Annotated in this window: 14 protein-coding genes; 9 read left to right on the top strand and 5 right to left on the bottom strand. The window is 72.9% G+C overall.

All coding sequences use genetic code 11. The annotated features are described in order from the left end of the window. The first annotated feature begins 26 nt into the window (after window positions 1–26). The 6 genes from V8690_RS26710 to sucD all read left to right on the top strand — a co-directional run bounded on the left by V8690_RS26710 (window position 27) and on the right by sucD (window position 8,964). Window positions 27–1,202: an AAA family ATPase gene (locus V8690_RS26710; protein ID WP_338782621.1), complete on the top strand. Its 1,176-nt coding sequence runs from the start codon at window positions 27–29 to the stop codon at window positions 1,200–1,202. A gap of 40 nt (window positions 1,203–1,242) precedes the next feature. Continuing rightward, window positions 1,243–3,675, top strand: coding sequence for a DUF5682 family protein (locus V8690_RS26715; protein WP_338782622.1), 2,433 nt, complete (start codon window positions 1,243–1,245; stop codon window positions 3,673–3,675). A 139-nt stretch (window positions 3,676–3,814) separates the two neighbouring features. Beyond that, window positions 3,815–4,978 carry a VWA domain-containing protein gene (locus tag V8690_RS26720; protein WP_338782623.1) on the top strand — a complete coding sequence of 388 codons (1,164 nt, stop codon included), beginning with the start codon at window positions 3,815–3,817 and terminating at the stop codon, window positions 4,976–4,978. A gap of 275 nt (window positions 4,979–5,253) precedes the next feature. After that, window positions 5,254–6,360 (top strand): hypothetical protein, encoded by a 1,107-nt coding sequence (locus tag V8690_RS26725; RefSeq protein WP_338782624.1) that lies wholly within the window; start codon window positions 5,254–5,256, stop codon window positions 6,358–6,360. A 519-nt stretch (window positions 6,361–6,879) separates the two neighbouring features. Then, complete coding sequence (sucC, locus tag V8690_RS26730; RefSeq protein WP_338782625.1) at window positions 6,880–8,058, top strand: ADP-forming succinate--CoA ligase subunit beta; 1,179 nt, start codon at window positions 6,880–6,882, stop codon at window positions 8,056–8,058. Window positions 8,059–8,079: 21 nt separating this feature from the next. Continuing rightward, the gene (gene sucD, locus V8690_RS26735) at window positions 8,080–8,964 is read left to right on the top strand and encodes a succinate--CoA ligase subunit alpha (protein ID WP_338782626.1); all 885 of its coding nucleotides are present in this window, start codon (window positions 8,080–8,082) and stop codon (window positions 8,962–8,964) included. 118 nt (window positions 8,965–9,082) lie between these two features. Here sucD and V8690_RS26740 read toward each other — a convergent pair whose 3' ends face one another. Then, window positions 9,083–10,459, bottom strand: coding sequence for a sigma factor-like helix-turn-helix DNA-binding protein (locus V8690_RS26740; RefSeq protein WP_338782627.1), 1,377 nt, complete (start codon window positions 10,457–10,459; stop codon window positions 9,083–9,085). A 96-nt stretch (window positions 10,460–10,555) separates the two neighbouring features. Here V8690_RS26740 and V8690_RS26745 point away from each other — a divergent pair, with 96 nt between their 5' ends. Further along, window positions 10,556–12,490, top strand: a complete 1,935-nt coding sequence (locus V8690_RS26745; RefSeq protein WP_338782628.1) for a DUF6350 family protein — start codon at window positions 10,556–10,558, stop codon at window positions 12,488–12,490. A 20-nt stretch (window positions 12,491–12,510) separates the two neighbouring features. Here the strand turns inward: V8690_RS26745 and V8690_RS26750 are convergent, their stop codons facing one another. Then, a complete protein-coding gene (locus tag V8690_RS26750; protein WP_338782629.1) occupies window positions 12,511–13,287 on the bottom strand; it encodes a hypothetical protein in 777 nt (258 codons plus the stop codon). Window positions 13,288–13,607: 320 nt separating this feature from the next. On the opposite strand from V8690_RS26750, the gene purN reads away from it, so the two are divergent. Both purN and purH read left to right on the top strand, forming a co-directional pair. After that, complete coding sequence (purN, locus tag V8690_RS26755; protein ID WP_338782630.1) at window positions 13,608–14,246, top strand: phosphoribosylglycinamide formyltransferase; 639 nt, start codon at window positions 13,608–13,610, stop codon at window positions 14,244–14,246. Next, entirely contained in the window at window positions 14,243–15,805 is a 1,563-nt protein-coding gene (purH, locus tag V8690_RS26760; protein ID WP_338782631.1) for a bifunctional phosphoribosylaminoimidazolecarboxamide formyltransferase/IMP cyclohydrolase, read from the top strand. Before purN ends, purH begins: the two co-directional genes overlap by 4 nt. A gap of 63 nt (window positions 15,806–15,868) precedes the next feature. On the opposite strand, the gene V8690_RS26765 is transcribed toward purH, so the two are convergent. The 3 genes from V8690_RS26765 to V8690_RS26775 form a co-directional block, all read right to left on the bottom strand. Further along, the gene (locus V8690_RS26765; protein ID WP_338782632.1) at window positions 15,869–16,228 is read right to left on the bottom strand and encodes a hypothetical protein; all 360 of its coding nucleotides are present in this window, start codon (window positions 16,226–16,228) and stop codon (window positions 15,869–15,871) included. A gap of 123 nt (window positions 16,229–16,351) precedes the next feature. Further along, on the bottom strand, window positions 16,352–17,914 hold the full coding sequence (locus V8690_RS26770) for a protein kinase (RefSeq protein WP_338782633.1): 1,563 nt from the start codon (window positions 17,912–17,914) through the stop codon (window positions 16,352–16,354). Then, window positions 17,911–18,657, bottom strand: a complete 747-nt coding sequence (locus V8690_RS26775; protein WP_338782634.1) for an FHA domain-containing protein — start codon at window positions 18,655–18,657, stop codon at window positions 17,911–17,913. The genes V8690_RS26770 and V8690_RS26775 overlap by 4 nt, the downstream gene beginning before the upstream one ends. Window positions 18,658–18,779: the final 122 nt, after the last annotated feature.

Raw genomic sequence — 18,779 nt, forward strand, 5'->3', positions numbered from 1 at the left:
CGGCCGAGCTGGAGGGGGACTCAGCCATGCCTGTGTCCGTAGAACCGACGTCCGTCGACCCGAGCCAGAACGGGTCCGCGCCCGCGAACGCGGGGGCGGGCGCACCCGCGGACGTGACCGAGGCGGAAGCACTGCGGCCGCACGCCGAGGACGCCTTCGCCGGCGAACTCGCCGCGCTGGCCGCGCAGGACGACCGTTCGCGTCCGGCCCGCTGGAAGCTGTCGCCGTGGGCCGTCGCGACGTACCTGCTCGGCGGGACGCTGCCGGACGGCACGGTGATCACACCGAAGTACGTCGGCCCGCGCCGTATCGTCGAGGTCGCCGTCACCACGCTCGCCACCGACCGCGCCCTGCTCCTGCTCGGCGTACCCGGCACGGCGAAGACCTGGGTCTCCGAGCATCTGGCCGCGGCGGTCAGCGGCGACTCCACGCTGCTGGTGCAGGGCACCGCCGGCACGCCGGAGGAGGCCATCCGGTACGGCTGGAACTACGCGCGGCTGCTCGCCCACGGCCCGAGCCGCGACGCGCTCGTGCCCAGCCCGGTCATGCGGGCCATGGCCGAGGGCATGACCGCCCGCGTCGAGGAGCTGACGCGTATCCCGGCCGACGTGCAGGACACGCTCATCACGATCCTGTCGGAGAAGACGCTGCCCATACCGGAGCTGGGCCAGGAGGTGCAGGCGGTCCGCGGCTTCAACCTGATCGCCACGGCCAACGACCGCGACCGCGGGGTCAACGACCTGTCCAGCGCCCTGCGCCGCCGGTTCAACACGGTGGTGCTGCCGCTGCCGGAGAGCCCCGAGGCCGAGGTCGACATCGTCTCGCGCCGCGTCGACCAGATCGGCCGCTCGCTCGACCTGCCGGCCGCGCCCGACGGCCTCGACGAGATCCGCCGGGTCGTCACGGTCTTCCGTGAGCTGCGCGACGGGGTCACGACCGACGGCCGGACGAAGCTGAAGTCGCCGAGCGGCACGCTGTCCACGGCCGAGGCGATCTCCGTCGTCACCAACGGGCTCGCCCTGGCAGCCCACTTCGGCGACGGCGTGCTGCGGCCGGGCGACGTGGCCGCGGGCATCCTCGGCGCGGTGGTCCGCGACCCGGCGGCCGACCGCGTCATCTGGCAGGAGTACCTGGAGACGGTCGTCCGCGAGCGGGACGGCTGGAAGGACTTCTACCGGGCCTGCCGGGAGGTGAGCGTGTGAGCGACGCGGGGCGGGGGTTGGCTGCGGGGCCGGGCACGGGATGGGAGGGAGACAGGTGACGGGCGTGGAAGAATCTGTCGGCCGGGCGGCCGGGGCGGGGCCGGTGCTGCTCGGGGTACGGCATCACGGGCCGGGGTCGGCGAGGGCGGTGCGGGCGGCGCTGGAGGAGACCCGACCGCGGATCGTGCTGATCGAGGGACCGCCCGAGGCCGACGCGCTGATCCCGCTCGCCGCCGACGAGGAGATGCGGCCGCCGGTCGCCCTGCTCGCCCATGCCGTGGACGAGCCCGGCCGCTCGGCGTTCTGGCCGTTGGCCGAGTTCTCCCCGGAGTGGGTCGCCATCCGCTGGGCCCTGGAACACGACGTCCCGGCCCGCTTCATCGACCTGCCGGCCACGCACACGCTGGCCTGGGGAAGGCAGGAGGACGGGGCCGGAGTGGAGGGGAAATCTCCTCCGGACGCCGAGACGGCGGACAACGAGGGCGACTACGGCCCCGCCTCCGGCCCCGCCGACGTGCGGATCGATCCGCTCGGGGTGCTCGCCGAGACCGCCGGCTACGACGACCCGGAGCGGTGGTGGGAGGACGTCGTGGAGCACCGGGGCGTGGGGAAGAAGGGGGAGGCGCTCGCGCCGTTCACCGCGATCGAGGAGGCGATGGGGGCGCTGCGGGAGACCTATGGCAGCGAGGGACACGACCGGGACCTGGTGCGCGAGGCGTACATGCGGCTCCAGGTGCGAGCCACGCAGCGGGAGTTCGAGGACGGTGTGGCCGTCGTGTGCGGGGCGTGGCACGTGCCCGCACTGAGGCGGAAGACCACCGTCGTCGCCGACAAGGCGCTGCTGAAGGGGCTGCCCAAGGTCAAGACGGACATGACCTGGGTGCCCTGGACCCACCGCAGGCTGTCCCGGAACAGCGGTTACGGGGCCGGCATCGACTCGCCGGGCTGGTACGGGCACTTGTTCAGCGCCCCGGACCGGCCGGTCGAGCGGTGGATGACCAAGGTGGCGGGGCTGCTGCGCGCCGAGGACCGGTTCGTCTCCTCCGCGCATGTCATCGAGGCCGTGCGGCTGGCCGAGACGCTCGCCGCGATGCGCGGCCGTCCGCTGCCCGGCCTGAGCGAGACGACCGACGCGGTGCGGGCGGTGATGTGCGAGGGCTCGGACGTGCCGCTGGCGCTGGTGCGGGACCGGCTGGTCGTGGGGGACGTGCTGGGGGAGGTGCCGCCGACGGCGCCGGCGGTACCGTTGCAGCGGGACCTCGCCCGGCTCCAGCGCCGGCTGCGGCTGAAACCGGAGGCGTTGGAGCGGGAGGTGGAGCTCGACCTGCGCAAGGAGACCGACGCCGCCCGCAGCAGGCTGCTGCACCGGCTGCGGTTGCTCGGCATCGCGTGGGGCGAACCGGCCGCCTCACGGGGCAGCACGGGCACGTTCCGGGAGTCGTGGCGGCTGCGCTGGGAGCCCGAGCTGTCCGTGCGGGTCGCCGAGGCCGGGGTGTGGGGGACGACCGTCCTGTCCGCCGTGACCGCCAAGGCCGAGGCGGACGCCGTCGCCGCGCAGGGTCTCGCCGACGTCACGGCGCTCGCCGAGCGCTGCCTGCTGGCCGAACTGCCCGAGGCCCTGCCGACGGTGATGCGACTCCTTGCCGACCGGGCGGCCCTCGACACGGATGTCGGCCAGCTCGCCCAGGCGCTGCCGGCCCTCGTCCGCTCCCTGCGCTACGGCGATGTGCGCGGCACGGACACCGGAGCCCTGGGAGAGGTCGCGGCGGGTCTGGCCGAGCGGGTCTTCGTCGGCCTGCCCCCGGCATGCGCCGCGCTCGACGCGGACGGCGCCGAGGAGATGCGGCGTCATGTCGACGCCGTGCACGGGGCCGTGGGGCTCCTGGGCGACGCCCCGGCAGCGGGACAAGGCAACTTGAGTGCCCGTTGGCAGGCGGTGCTGCGGGTGCTGTGCGGGCGGGACACCGTGCCCGGGGTGATTCGGGGGCGGGCCGTGCGGCTCCTGCTCGACGACGGGGAGCTGGCGCAGGACGAGGCGGCGCGCCTCATGGGGCTCGTCCTGTCCCCGGGCACGCCACCGGCGGACGCGGCCGCGTGGATCGAGGGCTTCGTCGGAGGAGGCTCCGGGGGCGGGATGCTCCTGGTGCACGACGACCGGCTGCTCGGGCTGGTCGACGCGTGGCTGACCGGGGTGCCGGTGGAGGCGTTCACGGACGTGCTGCCCCTGCTGCGGCGGACGTTCTCGGCGTACGAGCCCGGGGTCCGGCGGACCCTCGGCGAACTGGTCCGGCGCGGGCCGGGGGCCGGGAGCGGCGCGACAGGAGCAGGCTCCGGCATACCAGGCATACCCGGCTTCGCCGCAGAGCTCGACACGGTGCGCGCGGACGCCGTGCTGCCGGTCGTGCGACTGCTGCTCGGCCTGGACGAAGGGGAAGAACACATCCGCAACAACCTGGTGGGGGTGACGGGATGACGACCGACGGACTGAGGCGGCCGGCTCCGACCGCGGAAGCGGGAGACACGGCCGGGAACGGGTCGCCGGCGGAAGGCCGGCCGACGACGGCCGTGCCGGTGATCCCGCTGTGGGAACGGCCTCGAAAAGGAGGACGTGGATGACGGCCGAGGTGACGGACCCGGTGCAGGAGCGGTTGCGGCGGTGGCGGCTCGTGCTCGGGGGCGACGCGGCGGACGGCACCGGGTGTGAACTGTCCGGGCGGGACGCGGCGATGGACGGAGCGCTCACCGCGCTCTACGGCAAGGGGGAGAAGCCGCAAGGGGGCCGGGACCGTTCGGCGGGACTGGGGGCGTCGGCGCCGTCCGTGGCGCGCTGGCTCGGCGACATCCGGACGTACTTCCCGTCCTCCGTCGTACAGGTCATGCAGCGCGACGCCATCGACCGGCTCGGTCTCGCCACGCTCCTGCTGGAGCCGGAGATGCTGGAGGCGGTGGAGGCCGACGTGCACCTCGTCGGCACGCTGCTGTCGCTCAACAAGGCCATGCCCGAGACGACGAAGGAGACGGCACGGGCCGTCGTACGCAAGGTCGTCGAGGACCTGGAGAAGCGGCTCGCCACCCGCACTCGCGCCACCCTCACCGGCGCCCTCGACCGCAGCGCCCGGATCAACCGGCCCCGGCATCACGACATCGACTGGAACCGCACGATCGCGGCCAATCTCAAGCACTACCTGCCCCCGTACCGAACGATCGTGCCGGAGCGGCTCATCGGGTACGGGCGAGCGTCCCAGTCCACGAAGAAGGAGGTCATCCTCTGTATCGACCAGTCGGGATCCATGGCGGCATCGGTCGTGTACGCATCGGTGTTCGGAGCGGTGCTCGCCTCGATGCGGACGATCTCCACGCGACTCGTCGTCTTCGACACGGCGGTCGTCGACCTGACGGACCAGCTCGACGACCCCGTCGACGTCCTCTTCGGGACGCAGTTGGGCGGCGGCACGGACATCAACCGGGCACTCGCCTACTGCCAGTCGCAGATCACCCGGCCCGCGGAGACGGTGGTCGTGCTGATCAGCGATCTCTACGAGGGAGGCATACGGGACGGGATGCTCAAGCGGGTGGCGGCGATGAAGGCGTCAGGGGTGCAGTTCGTGACGCTGCTGGCGCTCTCGGACGAGGGGGCGCCGGCATACGACCGGGAGCACGCGGCCGCGCTCGCCGCGCTGGGGGCACCGGCGTTCGCCTGCACGCCCGGTCTGTTCCCGGAGGTGATGGCGGCGGCGATCGAGAAGCGTCCGCTGCCGATACCGGATGCGGCGTGAGGATGCGGCGTGTCGTGCCGTGGGCCGCGGTGGTGCGGGGCGGTCGGATGCCGACTTGTCGATGCGTCGTCGTCCGACTTCGTTCGGCAAAACCGGATATGACTGTCCATCAGCGAAGAACGGCTTGCGCAACCTCCGCACTCCCGTGCGAGGATCGGCGCCTGCTCGGCGGGGTGCCGCGCTGCGCCGGGCAGTACCGCGTTGTGCCGACTCGTTGCTCGTAACGCGTGATGCGTTCCGCACTTGTTCCGTAGCACGGGAGGAAGCTCCCCCTCTTGACCTGGTCAGCAGTCCTGCTTAGTGCCGCCGTGCGCATGCTGCGCACGGCGGCCGGGCGGCGTGCGCTCCAAGTGGCGCTGCTGGTGGGCGGGGTGCTCGTCATCGGGCTCCTGTGCGGGGAGCGGGCGTATGCGGCGGACGGCGCTGACGGGCGGGTCGACTCGCCGGGTCCTCGCCCCGTGTCCGGAGTCGGCAGCGCTCGCATCGCCGGGGTCTCGGAGGCCGTAGGAGCCGTGGGGGAGCGTGGCGTGCGGGTGGCTGGTCATACGGGCGAGGCGGTGAGCAAGGGGCTGGGAGCGGCGCGGGCGAAGGAGCCGTCCTCGTCGGCATCGACGCCGACGACGTTGTCCAAGCTGCCGGTGCTGTCCGCCCCGCCGTCGGCCTCGAAGTCTCCGGTGCTGCCGGATCTGCCGGTGCTGTCCGCCCCGCCCATGGCCCCGAAGCCTCCGACGCTCCCGGACCTGCCCGCACTGCCCAAGCCGCCAGTGCTCCCGGACCTGCCAGACCTCCCCGACTTCCCGGACCTGCCAGACCTCCCCGGCCTCCCGGCCCCGTCCGGGCCGTCAAACCTCCTGCCCGCACCCGCCGCCGGTGCAGTCACGCTCCCGGGAGGGCCCGGGCTTCCCGCAGTTCCCGGCGGTCCCAGCTACCCAGAACTCCTGAGCCACCCCCGCCCCGCCCCGGTCACGGCCGGCTCACAGCCGGGCCGGGCGGCGCCCTCCCCGGCCGGCGTCCCTGCCTCCGTCGTCGGACGGACCGGTGCGGCCGAGTTCGTCGCCGCTGGGGCGGACACCGTGGTGTGCGGCGCCGAGTACCGAGCCGTCGGTCGCGCAGAGCACGCGGGCCACACCGGACTCGCTGACCACGCCGGCCCGTCCGCCCACGTCGGACGCGCCCCGGGCGGGCATGGGCCTGCGGATCGGCCTGACGGCAGGCTCGGCAACAGGTCCACGGCCGACAACAGCACGTCCCGCCACGGAGACCCGCACGCCGTCACCCTGAGCCTCCGGGCCCCGCTGAGACTCCTGCCCGGTGTCGCGGCCCGCTCCTGCGCGGCCGGCAGCCGGGACAGTCACCGGGACATTCCCGTCTTCCCCGGCTAGCACGGCGGACCGCCGCTCCCGGTGCGGTTCCCCGTGCGAACCCTGCCGCCCCGACGAGCGCACCCCGCACCTCTCACCCCCGACTCCACGAGGCATCGACTCGGGGCGGCCGAAAACCGTCGGTCGTCCGAGGCCGAAACCTCGTGGATGGGGTCGGGTGGTCCCCATTGGGGTGGGGACCAACCACCCCGCGCCCCGGAGAGCAGGGCCCTGAACAGGACCTTTTCGCTCCTTCGGGGGTGCCGGACGGGCCTCACCGGGTCAACCCCAGCCCGGTGAGGCCCCTCACCCCAGGCACGCCGTGCCAGAGAGCGCGGCATCATGTGACAGGTATCACCGCTCAGGTGTGACCCTCGATTTAGAGGCCCCCCGCAAGCAGCGATAACCTGCGAGACGGACATGCCGCGCGCTCGGACACCGTGTGCGCCTCCCTTGTGACAGACGGCGGACGTCACGTTGCCCTCGCGGCACGCCCACGCAGACAACGAACCGCGAGATCACTGATAGGGACGGAAGCGCGTGGACCTGTTCGAGTACCAGGCGAGGGACCTCTTCGCCAAGCACGATGTACCGGTGCTGGCCGGTGAAGTCATCGACACGCCTGAGGCGGCCCGCGCAGCCACCGAGCGCCTCGGTGGCAAGTCCGTCGTCAAGGCCCAGGTGAAGGTCGGCGGCCGTGGCAAGGCCGGTGGCGTGAAGCTCGCCGCCACCCCCGACGAGGCGGTCGAGCACGCGACCAACATCCTCGGCATGGACATCAAGGGCCACACGGTCCACAAGGTGATGATCGCCGAGACGGCCCCGGAGATCGTGGAGGAGTACTACGTCTCCTTCCTCCTGGACCGTGCCAACCGCACCTTCCTCTCCATCGCCTCCGTCGAGGGCGGCATGGAGATCGAGGAGGTGGCGGCCACCCGCCCCGAGGCCGTCGCCAAGACGCCGATCGACGCCAACGAAGGTGTCACCGAGGCGAAGGCCCGCGAGATCGTCGAGGCCGCGAAGTTCCCGGCCGAGGTCGCCGACAAGGTCGTGAACGTCCTCGTCAAGCTGTGGGACACCTTCGTCAAGGAGGACGCCCTCCTGGTCGAGGTCAACCCGCTGGCCAAGGTCGCCTCCGGTGACGTCATCGCCCTCGACGGCAAGGTGACCCTCGACGAGAACGCCGAGTTCCGTCACCCCGACCACGAGGCTCTCCAGGACAAGGCCGCGGCCAACCCGCTCGAGGCCGCCGCCAAGGAGAAGAACCTCAACTACGTCAAGCTCGACGGCGAGGTCGGCATCATCGGCAACGGCGCGGGTCTCGTCATGAGCACCCTGGACGTCGTCGCGTACGCCGGTGAGAAGCACGGCGGTGTGAAGCCCGCCAACTTCCTCGACATCGGCGGTGGCGCCTCCGCCGCCGTCATGGCGAACGGCCTGGAGATCATCCTCGGCGACCCGGACGTCAAGTCCGTGTTCGTCAACGTCTTCGGTGGCATCACCGCCTGTGACGAGGTCGCCAACGGCATCGTGCAGGCGCTTCAGCTGCTCAAGGACAAGGGCGAGGACGTCACCAAGCCCCTCGTCGTCCGTCTCGACGGCAACAACGCCGAGCTGGGTCGCAAGATCCTCTCCGACGCCAACCACCCGCTGGTGCAGCGCGTGGACACCATGGACGGCGCGGCCGACAAGGCCGCCGAGCTCGCGGCTGCGAAGTAAGGGACGAGGGACTAAACAGCCATGGCTATCTTCCTCAACAAGGACAGCAAGGTCATCGTCCAGGGCATGACCGGTGCCACGGGCATGAAGCACACCAAGCTCATGCTGGCCGACGGCACGAACATCGTCGGTGGCGTGAACCCCCGCAAGGCGGGCACGTCGGTCGACGTCGACGGCAACGAGATCCCGGTCTTCGGCACGGTCGCCGAGGCGATCGAGAAGACGGGCGCGAACGTATCCGTCCTCTTCGTCCCGCCGGCCTTCGCCAAGGCCGCCGTCGTCGAGGCCATCGACGCCGAGATCCCGCTCGCGGTCGTCATCACCGAGGGCATCGCGGTCCACGACTCGGCGGCGTTCTACGCCTACGCGGTCGAGAAGGGCAACAAGACCCGGATCATCGGCCCGAACTGCCCCGGTCTCATCACCCCGGGCCAGTCCAACGCCGGCATCATCCCGGGCGACATCACCAAGCCGGGCCGCATCGGCCTGGTGTCGAAGTCCGGCACGCTGACGTACCAGATGATGTACGAGCTGCGGGACATCGGCTTCTCCTCCGCCGTCGGCATCGGTGGCGACCCGGTCATCGGGACGACCCACATCGACGCCCTCGCCGCGTTCGAGGCCGACCCCGACACCGACCTGATCGTCATGATCGGTGAGATCGGCGGCGACGCCGAGGAGCGGGCCGCGGCCTTCATCAAGGAGAACGTGAAGAAGCCGGTCGTCGGCTACGTCGCGGGCTTCACCGCGCCCGAGGGCAAGACCATGGGCCACGCCGGCGCCATCGTCTCCGGCTCCTCCGGCACGGCCGCCGCGAAGAAGGAGGCCCTCGAGGCCGCCGGCGTCAAGGTCGGCAAGACGCCGACCGAGACGGCGAAGCTGGCGCGCGCCATTCTCGGCAATTAAGCACGGCCTCGCCGGCTGAGCAGCGGCAGCGCCCTACGGCTCAGTCGTACAGCACAGCTCACAGGTGGGCCCGCTCCCTGCACGGGGGCGGGCCCACTGCCTTTTCGTGAATCAGGCGTCAGCGTGGCTGCGGCATCAGCCGGACCGGCCCTCGCTGCTCCTCCTTGCGCAGCTTCGCCCGCAACTCCCGCTCCGACTCCGACAGCGGTCCGGGCGCGACCCGTGGCGGCACGCCCTCGACGGTCTCGCCCTCCGGCACCGGTGGCTCGTAGCGCGTGGGGGCCGTGCGGGCGGTGAGGGCCGTGGCTCCGATCAGGGCGATCGTGAAGGCGATGGCGGCCCGGGTCCAGAAACGGGCCCGGCGTTCCCCGGTCCGGCGCACGACCAGCGGTTTGGCGGCCCGCAGCCGCTCGATGGAGGCCAGTTCGACCAGCCGCCAGTGGAGCACCTCCGGGTCCGCCAGCTCCGGCAGCCGCTCGGCGACCGCCTCACGCGCGTGCATCAGCCGGTTCGCGACCGCGCGGCTGCTCGCCTCCGTCTCCGCCGCCGTCTCCGGCAGGCCGAGACCGACACCGTCGTGCAGCAGCAGCGTGCGGCGGTACGAGGGCGGCAGCTTCAGCAGGGTGTCCAGCAGCGCGCGGTCGAACCCGTCGGCGGGCGGCGGCTCGGGGTGCCGGAAGCGGGGGCGGAACCGGTGCCACGGGGAGAGGGCGTAGTCGTACGCCACCGCCCGCACCCAGCCCGCCGGGTCGCGGTCGCAGGCCACCTCGGGCCACCGCTGCCAGGCGATGTGAAAGGCCCGCTCGACCGACTCCCGCGCCAGCTCCCGGCGGCCGGTCAGCAGATAGGTCTGCCGGACGAGCGCGGGCGCGCAGAACGAGTACAGCGCGTCGAAGGCCTGATCGGGGGTCAGGGCGGCGATCGCGCCGTCCGGCCGCCGCGGGGCCGCTGCGCGGGCAGGGTCGGGCCGCCGGTCGGTGACGGTGGTGTGGCTGCTGCCGGCGGCGGTGCTGCAGCTGCTGTCAGCGCCGGTGGTGGGGTGGCGATGGTCGGCAACGGCGGTGTGGCGATGGCCGGCGGCGGGGCCGCGGTTCTGACCGGTGCCGGTGCTACGGCTGTGTTCGGTGGCCGAGGCGCGGCTGCGGTGGCCAAGGGCGGTGCGGTCCGGGTCCGTGACGGAGGTGCGACCCCTGTTCCTGCCGGAGGCGCGGCCGCGGTCCCCGGCCGAGGCGCGGCTGCGATCGCTCGGGGCGGCGGTCCCGCGCTCCGCATGAGGCGGTGTCACTTCCCCTTCCGCGCCCAGTGAGTTCAGCAGCTTCGCGTACTTCTGCCCTTTCCGGCCGCGCGGCGTCGAGCGGCCGGTCTCCCACCCGCGCACCGTCTCGCTGGTGACGCCCACTCGGGAGGCGAGTTGAGCCCGCGTCAGCGAGGCGGCCTCGCGCAGGCGTCGGCGTTCCTTGGGCGGCGGGAGCGGGATGGCAGGGCTCTGTGTCACAGGGCGCCCCTCCGTACGGAAAAGTACATAACCATATATTGAGCGACACAGCGATGGTTCGCCTGTTACGGCGGGAAAGCGCGTGTCGTTGGGAGCATGGCGGGCGTGATCGAGATGACCGCTCGCCGACGTCCGCCGTCGCCCCTGCTCGCCCGCATGCGCGACCGTTCGTCCGGACTGGTCGGCGCCCTCATGGGGGGTGCGGTCGCGGCGGGCCTCGGACTCGCGTCGTTCGCCGTGCTGGCGATGATGCTGTGGATCACCTCTCCGTACCCCGACAGCGGGCCCGGCGGCGCGCTGCACGTGGCGGCGGCGCTGTGGCTGCTGGCCCACGGAGCCGAACTGGTCCGCACCGACACGCTCGCCGGCGTCCCGGCTCCCGTGGGCGTCCCGCCACTGCTGCTGCTCGCGCTGCCGGTGTGGCTGCTGCACCGGGCGGCGCGGGACGCCACGGACGGCGGGCCGGCGGACGGGGACGACGGCACCGACGACGGCTTCGACGAGGGCGTCGAGGAGGGCGAGGGCCTCACGGTGGCCGCCGGACCGCCGCTGGTCTCCGTGCGTACGGCGTGGACGGGCGTCGTCCTCGGCTACCTCGCCGTCGCCGCGCCCGCCGCCGTCTACGCCGGTGGCGGCGCGCTGCGGCCGTCGTGGGTGTGGACGGGGGTGTACGTGCCGCTGGTCGCCGTCGTGGCGGCGGGGGTGGGCGTGTGGTCGGCGTACGGCCGTCCGGGCGGGCCGCCGCGGCGGCTGCTGGGCGTACTGCCGGCGTGGGTACGCCCGCTGGTCCTCGGTCCGGACGGGCGCCCGGGCGTCGCCGCCCGGGCCGCGGCGGCCGGGGCCGCGGTGCTCCTCGGGGGCGGTGCGCTGCTGGTGGCGGTGTCGCTGGTGGGGCACGGCGCGGCGGCCCAGGCGGCGTGGCTGCGGCTGACGGAGGGGTGGTCGGGGCGGTTCGCGGTGCTGCTGCTGTGTGCGGCCCTGGTGCCGAACGCGGCGGTGTGGGGCGCCGCCTACGCCCTCGGCCCCGGCTTCGCGCTCGGCGCCGGCCATGTCGTCAGCCCGCTGTCCTCCGCGCCGGCTCCGTTCCTGCCGCCGTTTCCGCTGCTGGCGGCGGTGCCGGAGGCGGGGGAGGGGCGGTTGGTGCACTGGGCGGCGGCCGGGGCCGTGCCGATGGTCGCCGGGGTGGTCGTCGGCTGGGCCGTGGCGAAGGGGGCGGCCTCCGCAGAGCGTGACGGGACGCGGCCGGGCGGCGGGCGTGGTGTCGTCTGGTCGCCGGGGCGCACCGCTCGTGCCGCCGCCCTGGCGGCCGTGCTGTGCGCCGCCGTACTCGCGGGGCTCGCCGCGCTGGCGGGCGGGCCGCTCGGAGTCACCGTCCTGGCCCGGTTCGGGCCGGTGTGGTGGCAGGTGGGTGCGGCGACACTGGTCTGGCTGGTGCTGGTGGCCGTCCCGACGGCGGTGACCGTACGGGCCTGGCGGTGCCGGGCGCCGCAGGCGGACGGGCCGAGAATCGGCAAGCAGCGGAAGGAACGGGCCGAGGTCGCCGGAAAGGGCAGGCGACTGCGGAAGGGCACGCGCCCCGGCCGGGGCTGGTTCACGCGCACCGGAGTCGCCGGGATCGCCGGAGTCGCCGGGGGTGCGGGGAGCGCCGGCCTCACCGGAAGCGCCGGGACCGCTGCCGCCGCCGGAAGTACCAGGCCCGCCAGTGGCGCCGGAAACGCCGGGGGCGCCGGAGGTGCTGGGACCGCCGGAAGCGCTGGCGCCGCCGGGCTCACCGCAAGCGCTGGAGCCGCCGGAGCCCCCGGAGGCGGTGCCTCCCCGCACGACGGTGATACAAAGCCGAGGACCTCACCCCCCACACCGGACGCCCCCTACGTCCCCTACGCGCCCTTCGACCACGACGCCCTGTACGGCCTCCAGGACCAGGACGACACCACATTCGAACCGTACGACTTCCTGCCGGCCGACCCGGCCCCCGAGCCCTACGACGTCCTGCCTCCGCCTGACTCCACGCGAAAGCCGGACACCCCGTGAGGCAACGGGCGGCCAGGCCGTCAGTCGTTGGCCCCCAGCAACCCCCGCAGTTCCTTCGGCAGCAGCTCCGTGCAGGACTGCCTGGCCTCGTTCGTGAGGGCGTCGTTCGTGCACGTGTAGTAGTCGCGGTAGACCAGCTGGGCCGTGAAGGACGCGGCGACCAGGGCGATGGCCAGGGACGCCGTGACCAGGCCGCTCACCGCGGCCGTCGTCTGGGGGCGGCCCGGCTGCTCGGAGACCGGGGCGTCCGGGTCGGCCCTGCGGGGCTTGGCACGCAGGGCGCTGATGCCCCAGTAGAGGGAGAGCGCGCCGAGCAGCAGAGCCACGTACGGCCAGCTGAAGAGGGCGAAGAAGAAGGCCCACATGCCCGAGAGCAGGGCATAGCGCGCATGGCGCTGGGCGGGGTCCGTCGGGTCCCAGCGCGGGTTCTGGCCGCCCTGGGGGCCGCCCGGGCCCTCGGGGCCGCCGCGGGGGCGCTCGCCGAAGCCGCCGGGGGAGCGGCCGGGCTGCCGGTCGCTCCACTGCCTGCCCCACGGCGCGCGGTCGCCCTCGCCGCCGTCCTGGGAGTCGTCGCCCGACGGGCGCCGCGGCTGCCAGGGCCGGTCCGGGGTGCCCTCGGGCGGCGGGGCGAAGGGGTTGTCCTCCTGGGACCCGCGCCCCCGCTCCTCGCCGCGGTCGCCGTCCGAAGGCGCGTCGGGTGGTGAGCTGGGGCGCTCCCGCAGCAGCACGCTGCCGCGCTCCCCTCCCTGCGCCGAGAGCTGGGGGAACGTGAGGAGTCGCATGCTGCGGTCCGGCATCAAGTGAGCGTCTTCCCGTTGATGAGTAGGAACGAGTCGGTGAGCAGGAATGGGTGGACAGAACTGAACGGTGTCGGACGCAGGTCCGCCATCTGTTGAACGCGTCGCGTCCGGACGGCGTTCCCGAACCGGCTCCGCCCAGACGCTACCTTCCGGCCATGCCCCCGTCCCGTGGGGGCTGCCCGGTGTGCCGGTATCGTTGCTGACGGTCGGCCGGTTCGTAGGCTTCCCCGTATCCGGGGGCGCGAAGCATTCGTATGAATGTACAAACGCCAGGGTCGGCCGCCTGGACAGACGCTCCCCCGAGAAAGGCCCCCACCGTGGCCGCCAAGCCCGTGGCCCAGCGCGCCAAGCGCCTCGTCGTGCTGGTCTCCGGATCCGGCACCAACCTTCAGGCGCTGCTCGACGAGATCGCCGCCGTCGGCGCGCAGGCGTACGGGGCCGAGGTCGTGGCCGTCGGCGCCGACCGTGAGGGCATCGAGGGGCTCGCGCGGGCCGAGCGCGCCGGGCTGCCGACCTTCGTGTGCAAGGTCAAGGAGTACGGCAGCCGCGAGGAGTGGGACGCCGCCCTCGCCGAGGACGTCGCCGCCTTCGAACCCGACCTCGTCGTCTCCGCCGGGTTCATGAAGATCGTCGGCAAGGAGTTCCTCGCGCGGTTCGGCGGGCGGTTCGTCAACACGCACCCCGCCCTGCTGCCCAGTTTCCCGGGGGCCCACGGCGTGCGGGACGCGCTCGCGTACGGCGCCAAGGTCACCGGCTGCACCGTCCACTTCGTCGACGACGGCGTCGACACCGGACCGATCATCGCCCAGGGCGTGGTCGAGGTCCGGGACGAGGACGACGAGAGCGCTCTGCACGAGCGCATCAAGGAAGTCGAGCGAAGGCTGCTCGTCGAGGTCGTGGGGCGGCTCGCCCGCAACGGCTATCGCATTGAGGGACGAAAGGTAGTTATCCAGTGACCGCCGAGAGCAACAAGCGGCCCCTTCGCCGGGCGCTCGTCAGCGTCTACGACAAGACCGGGCTGGAGGAGCTCGCCCGCGGCCTGCACGAGGCCGGTGTGGAGCTCGTCTCCACCGGGTCCACGGCCGCCCGCATCTCCGCCGCCGGCGTCCCGGTCACCAAGGTCGAGGAGCTCACCGGCTTCCCCGAGTGCCTGGACGGCCGCGTCAAGACGCTGCACCCCAGGGTCCACGCCGGCATCCTCGCCGACCTGCGCCTGGAGGACCACCAGCGGCAGCTCGCCGAGCTGGGAGTCGATCCGTTCGACCTCGTCGTCGTCAACCTCTACCCGTTCCGCGAGACCGTCGCCTCCGGGGCCACCCCCGACGAGTGCGTCGAGCAGATCGACATCGGCGGCCCGTCGATGGTCCGGGCCGCCGCCAAGAACCACCCCTCGGTCGCGGTCGTCACCAGCCCTGCCCGCTACGCCGACGTCCTGTCCGCCGTGCAGAACGGCGGCTTCGACCTCGCCACCCGCAAGCGGCTCGCCGCCGAGGCCTTCCAGCACACGGCCGCGTACGACGTCGCCGTCGCCTCCTGGTTCGCCTCCTCCTACGCGCCCGTCGACGAGTCGCAGTTCCCCGACTTCCTCGGCGCCACCTGGGAGCGCGAGCACACCCTGCGCTACGGCGAGAACCCGCACCAGCCCGCCGCCCTGTACGTGTCCGGCAGCGGCGGCCTCGCCGAGGCCGAGCAGCTGCACGGCAAGGAGATGTCGTACAACAACTACACGGACACGGACGCCGCCCGCCGTGCCGCGTACGACCACGCCGAGCCCTGCGTCGCGATCATCAAGCACGCCAACCCCTGCGGTATCGCGGTCGGTTCGGACGTCGCCGAGGCGCACCGCAAGGCGCACGCCTGTGACCCGCTGTCGGCGTTCGGCGGCGTGATCGCGGTCAACCGCCCGGTCAGCAAGGAGATGGCCGAGCAGGTCGCGGAGATCTTCACCGAGGTCATCGTCGCGCCGGACTACGAGGTCGGCGCCCTGGAGGCCCTCACCAAGAAGAAGAACATCCGCGTGCTGCGCTGCCCCGACGGGCCCTCCGCCCCGGTCGAGGTCAAGCCGATCGACGGCGGCGCGCTGCTCCAGGTGACCGACCGGCTCCAGGCCGACGGCGACGACCCGGCCAACTGGACGCTGGCGACCGGCGAGGCGCTGGACGCCGACGAGCTCCAGCAGCTCGCCTTCGCCTGGAAGGCCTGCCGCGCGGTGAAGTCCAACGCGATCCTGCTCGCCAAGGACGGTGCCTCGGTCGGCGTCGGCATGGGGCAGGTCAACCGGGTCGACTCCTGCAAGCTGGCGGTCGAGCGGGCGGGGGCCGAGCGGGCCCGGGGGTCGTACGTCGCGTCGGACGCGTTCTTCCCGTTCCCCGACAACATCGACGTCCTGGGCGCCGCCGGCGTCAAGGCCATCGTGCAGCCCGGCGGTTCCGTCCGTGACGAGCTGGTGGTCGAGGCCGCGAAGAAGGCGGGCATCACGATGTACTTCACGGGGACGCGGCACTTCTTCCACTGAGCCGCATGTGCTGTCGGGCCCGCCGGTCGGTGACCGGCGGGCCCTCGCCCTTTCACGTCACAGTCATGTCGGACTGCGCGGCGCCGCGACGCTGTAGCCGCGCTTGCCGAGCATGCACTGCGCCTGGCCCTTGGCTCGGCTGCCGCACGCTCCGTCGACCCACCGGTGGGAGCGCACCTCGTAACTCCCGGCGAGGTTGCCGCCCTCGCCCTGCTTGGTGCAGCCGACGCGGTTCTTGCAGTCCTTGTCGAGGTAGGAGGCCACGCCGGTGAAGCGGCTGCCCGTGCCGTTGTTGAAGACAGACTTGACGTTCTTGTCGTCGGCCCAGCCGCACGAGATGTTGCCGTTCCACCAGTCCGGGTCGGCCCGGCTCCAGACGCACCGGTCTCCGCTGTAGTTCTCACCGGAGTGAGAAGGCGGCACCGGTGCAACGGCCTCCGGCCCTCCCCCGAGCGGGCCGGAGGCCGCTGGTCGTGCCACCCCGCAGGTGCACGGCTTCCACCGTGCCGGGGCCGGGACGACGAGGAAACCTCAGACCTCTGAGGGTCACTTCTTGCCGGGCGGGGCGTACTCCTTGAGGTAGTGGGCAATGCGGGCGGCGTAGTCGCGGTACTTCGGGGGAACGCCGCCTGCGTCGTTCACCGTCTTGTACGACGTCCGGTACGCGGCGGCGACCAGCACCCGGCGGTCGCCGCTCAGCCCCGCCTCCAGGCGGGGTTCGGCGAAGCACAGATAGCGGGCCATGGCCGGGATGGACTCGGAGGGCGTGAGCGGCGGCCTGGGGGTCTCCTTCGCGGGGACGCCGTCGGCGCGGATCCACCAGCGCAGGATGCTCGGCGTCCAGCGGGCGATGCCGTACTCGCCCTCCTTGCCCGCGTCCGGTTCGGAGAGATCGGGGTCGAAGTCGCTCTCCACCTTCAGCATCGCGGCGATGAGCGCCGGGGTGATCTCCGGCTGGACGCAGTCGTGGGCCGAGTCGACGATGAGCCGTCGGTAGGCCACCGGGACGTGCTTGTCGGTGCGGAGTTCGGAGGCGCCGTAGGTGGCGGGTGTCACCTTGCGGGACTCGGCGGCCTTGCTCCCACCGTCGTCGCCGGGATCGGCCCAGGTGGCGACGCCGTAGCCGAGGGCGGCGACGGCGGCACCGGCCGCCAGGACCGCCGTACGGCGGAAGCGGCGGCGGGCCCGGCGCAGGCGGGGCAGGCGGAAGGAGCGGCGGCCGGTGCCGGTGGCCCCCCGGACGCGGCCGAGCAGGGCCTCGCCGGAGACGCGGTCCTGGTGGGTGCGGGTCAGGCAGGCGGAGATGATCTGCCGCCAGTCGTCGGGCAGTTCGGGCGACAGACGCAGCTCCTCGGAGCCGCGGACATAGGCGGCGGCCGCGTCGCGACGGGCCGTCGGGGTCGCGCCGGGCAGCGGGAAGGAGTCGGTCAGGACGAGGTGCGCGAGGACGCCGAAGGCCCACACGTCGGCGGACGGGCGGATCCTGCGGCCCCGTTCGCCGATCTCGGTCCACAGGAGCTCGGGCGGGGTGTAGTCGGGGGTGGAGAACGCCGGGGTGTAGGCGTGGGTGCCCTCCAGCTCGGCGGCCATGTTGAAGTCGGCGAGGCGGACCGAACCGTCGTCCATCAGCAGCACGTTGGCCGGCTTCAGGTCGCCGTGCACCCAGCCGGCGCCGTGCAGCTGGGCCAGGCCCTCGCAGATCTGCGCGAGCAGCGCGGGACCTGCCTCGGGCCGGGGCGTGGTGGTGAGCAGGGCGGACAGGGAGCCCTTGGCCCGCTCCAGGACGAGGACGGTGGCGCCGTCCAGCTCCGGGCGGTCCGGGTCGTCGACCGTCAGCGTCTCGTACATCCGCACCAGCCGCGGCTGCTTCAGCCGCCGGTACAGCTCGACCTCCCGCTCGATCAGCTCGCGCAGATGCGTCAGCCGGCGGGGCGTGGCCGTGCCGGTGGGAAGGAACTTCAGGGCGGCCGTTCGCGGCAGTTCCGTGCTCTCCCCGGTGCGCCGGGCCGCGTACACACTGCCGAAGGCGCCGGTCGCGATGGGTTCGCGCACCTCCCAGACGCCGACCCGGTAGCCCTTCGGCACCGCGACGGCGTAGGGCTCGGTCACCGGGTCACCCGGCCCGACGGGGCGGCCAGAACGCTCAGGTCGTCCTCGCCGACCAGGTCGAAGCGGAGCGCCAGGGAGACCAGGGACTCCTTCTTGCCGTTGAGCCGCGGGCCGGTGTCCGCACTCTCCGGGCCCGGCTTGAGGCGCAGTTTCACGGCGAGGTAGTCGATGTTCCACTGCACCGACGTGCGGGACGCGGCCGGCCAGGTGGAGCGCAGGCGGTCGGCGACCTGGTCGACGGTGGGCAGCGGGGCGTGCGGGGCACCGCGCAGGCGCGGTTCGCACAGGGCGGCCAGGACCGCGAAGTAGCGCTTGGTGCGGTCGAGGGAGAAGGCCGGTGCGGTCGTCGCGCCGTCCAGGCCGCCCGCGCCGCTCAGGTAGTCGTGGCGCGGCGCCCACACCTGGAGCGCCAGCAGGTCGCCGGCGGCCGGCAGCACGATCCGTGAGAACTCGAAGGGGATCGGCGCGTCCAGCCGCCCGGGCGCGACCTTGACGTGCTCGCCCGCGCCCTCCGGGTTCTCCACCACGTAGGTCTGTTCGCGGCTGAGGTTGCTGAGGATCCAGAAGGCACCGTGCGCGGTGATCTCACCGGCCCGGCGGGAGACTCCGTCGTGGGTGATGCGGAGGTCGTTGTCGGGTGCGGACCGGCCGAACCTGAGGCGTTCGCCGGGCGCCAGTCTGATCTGGCTGAGGTTTCGCTCGTCCTCCGTGGTCGGCGGAGGTACCACGATGATGCTGTACAAGGTGCTCTCCCCGTGCCTGACGGCTACCACCGTCAGACTAGGGCGACGCACCAGGGCCGTGCCCCCCTCGTACGGGTGAGACACGGCCCTTGGATGTGATTGGCGTGAACTGGTCCGCTCGC

Source organism: Streptomyces sp. DG1A-41, assembly GCF_037055355.1.
In the GTDB taxonomy this organism is placed as follows: domain Bacteria; phylum Actinomycetota; class Actinomycetes; order Streptomycetales; family Streptomycetaceae; genus Streptomyces.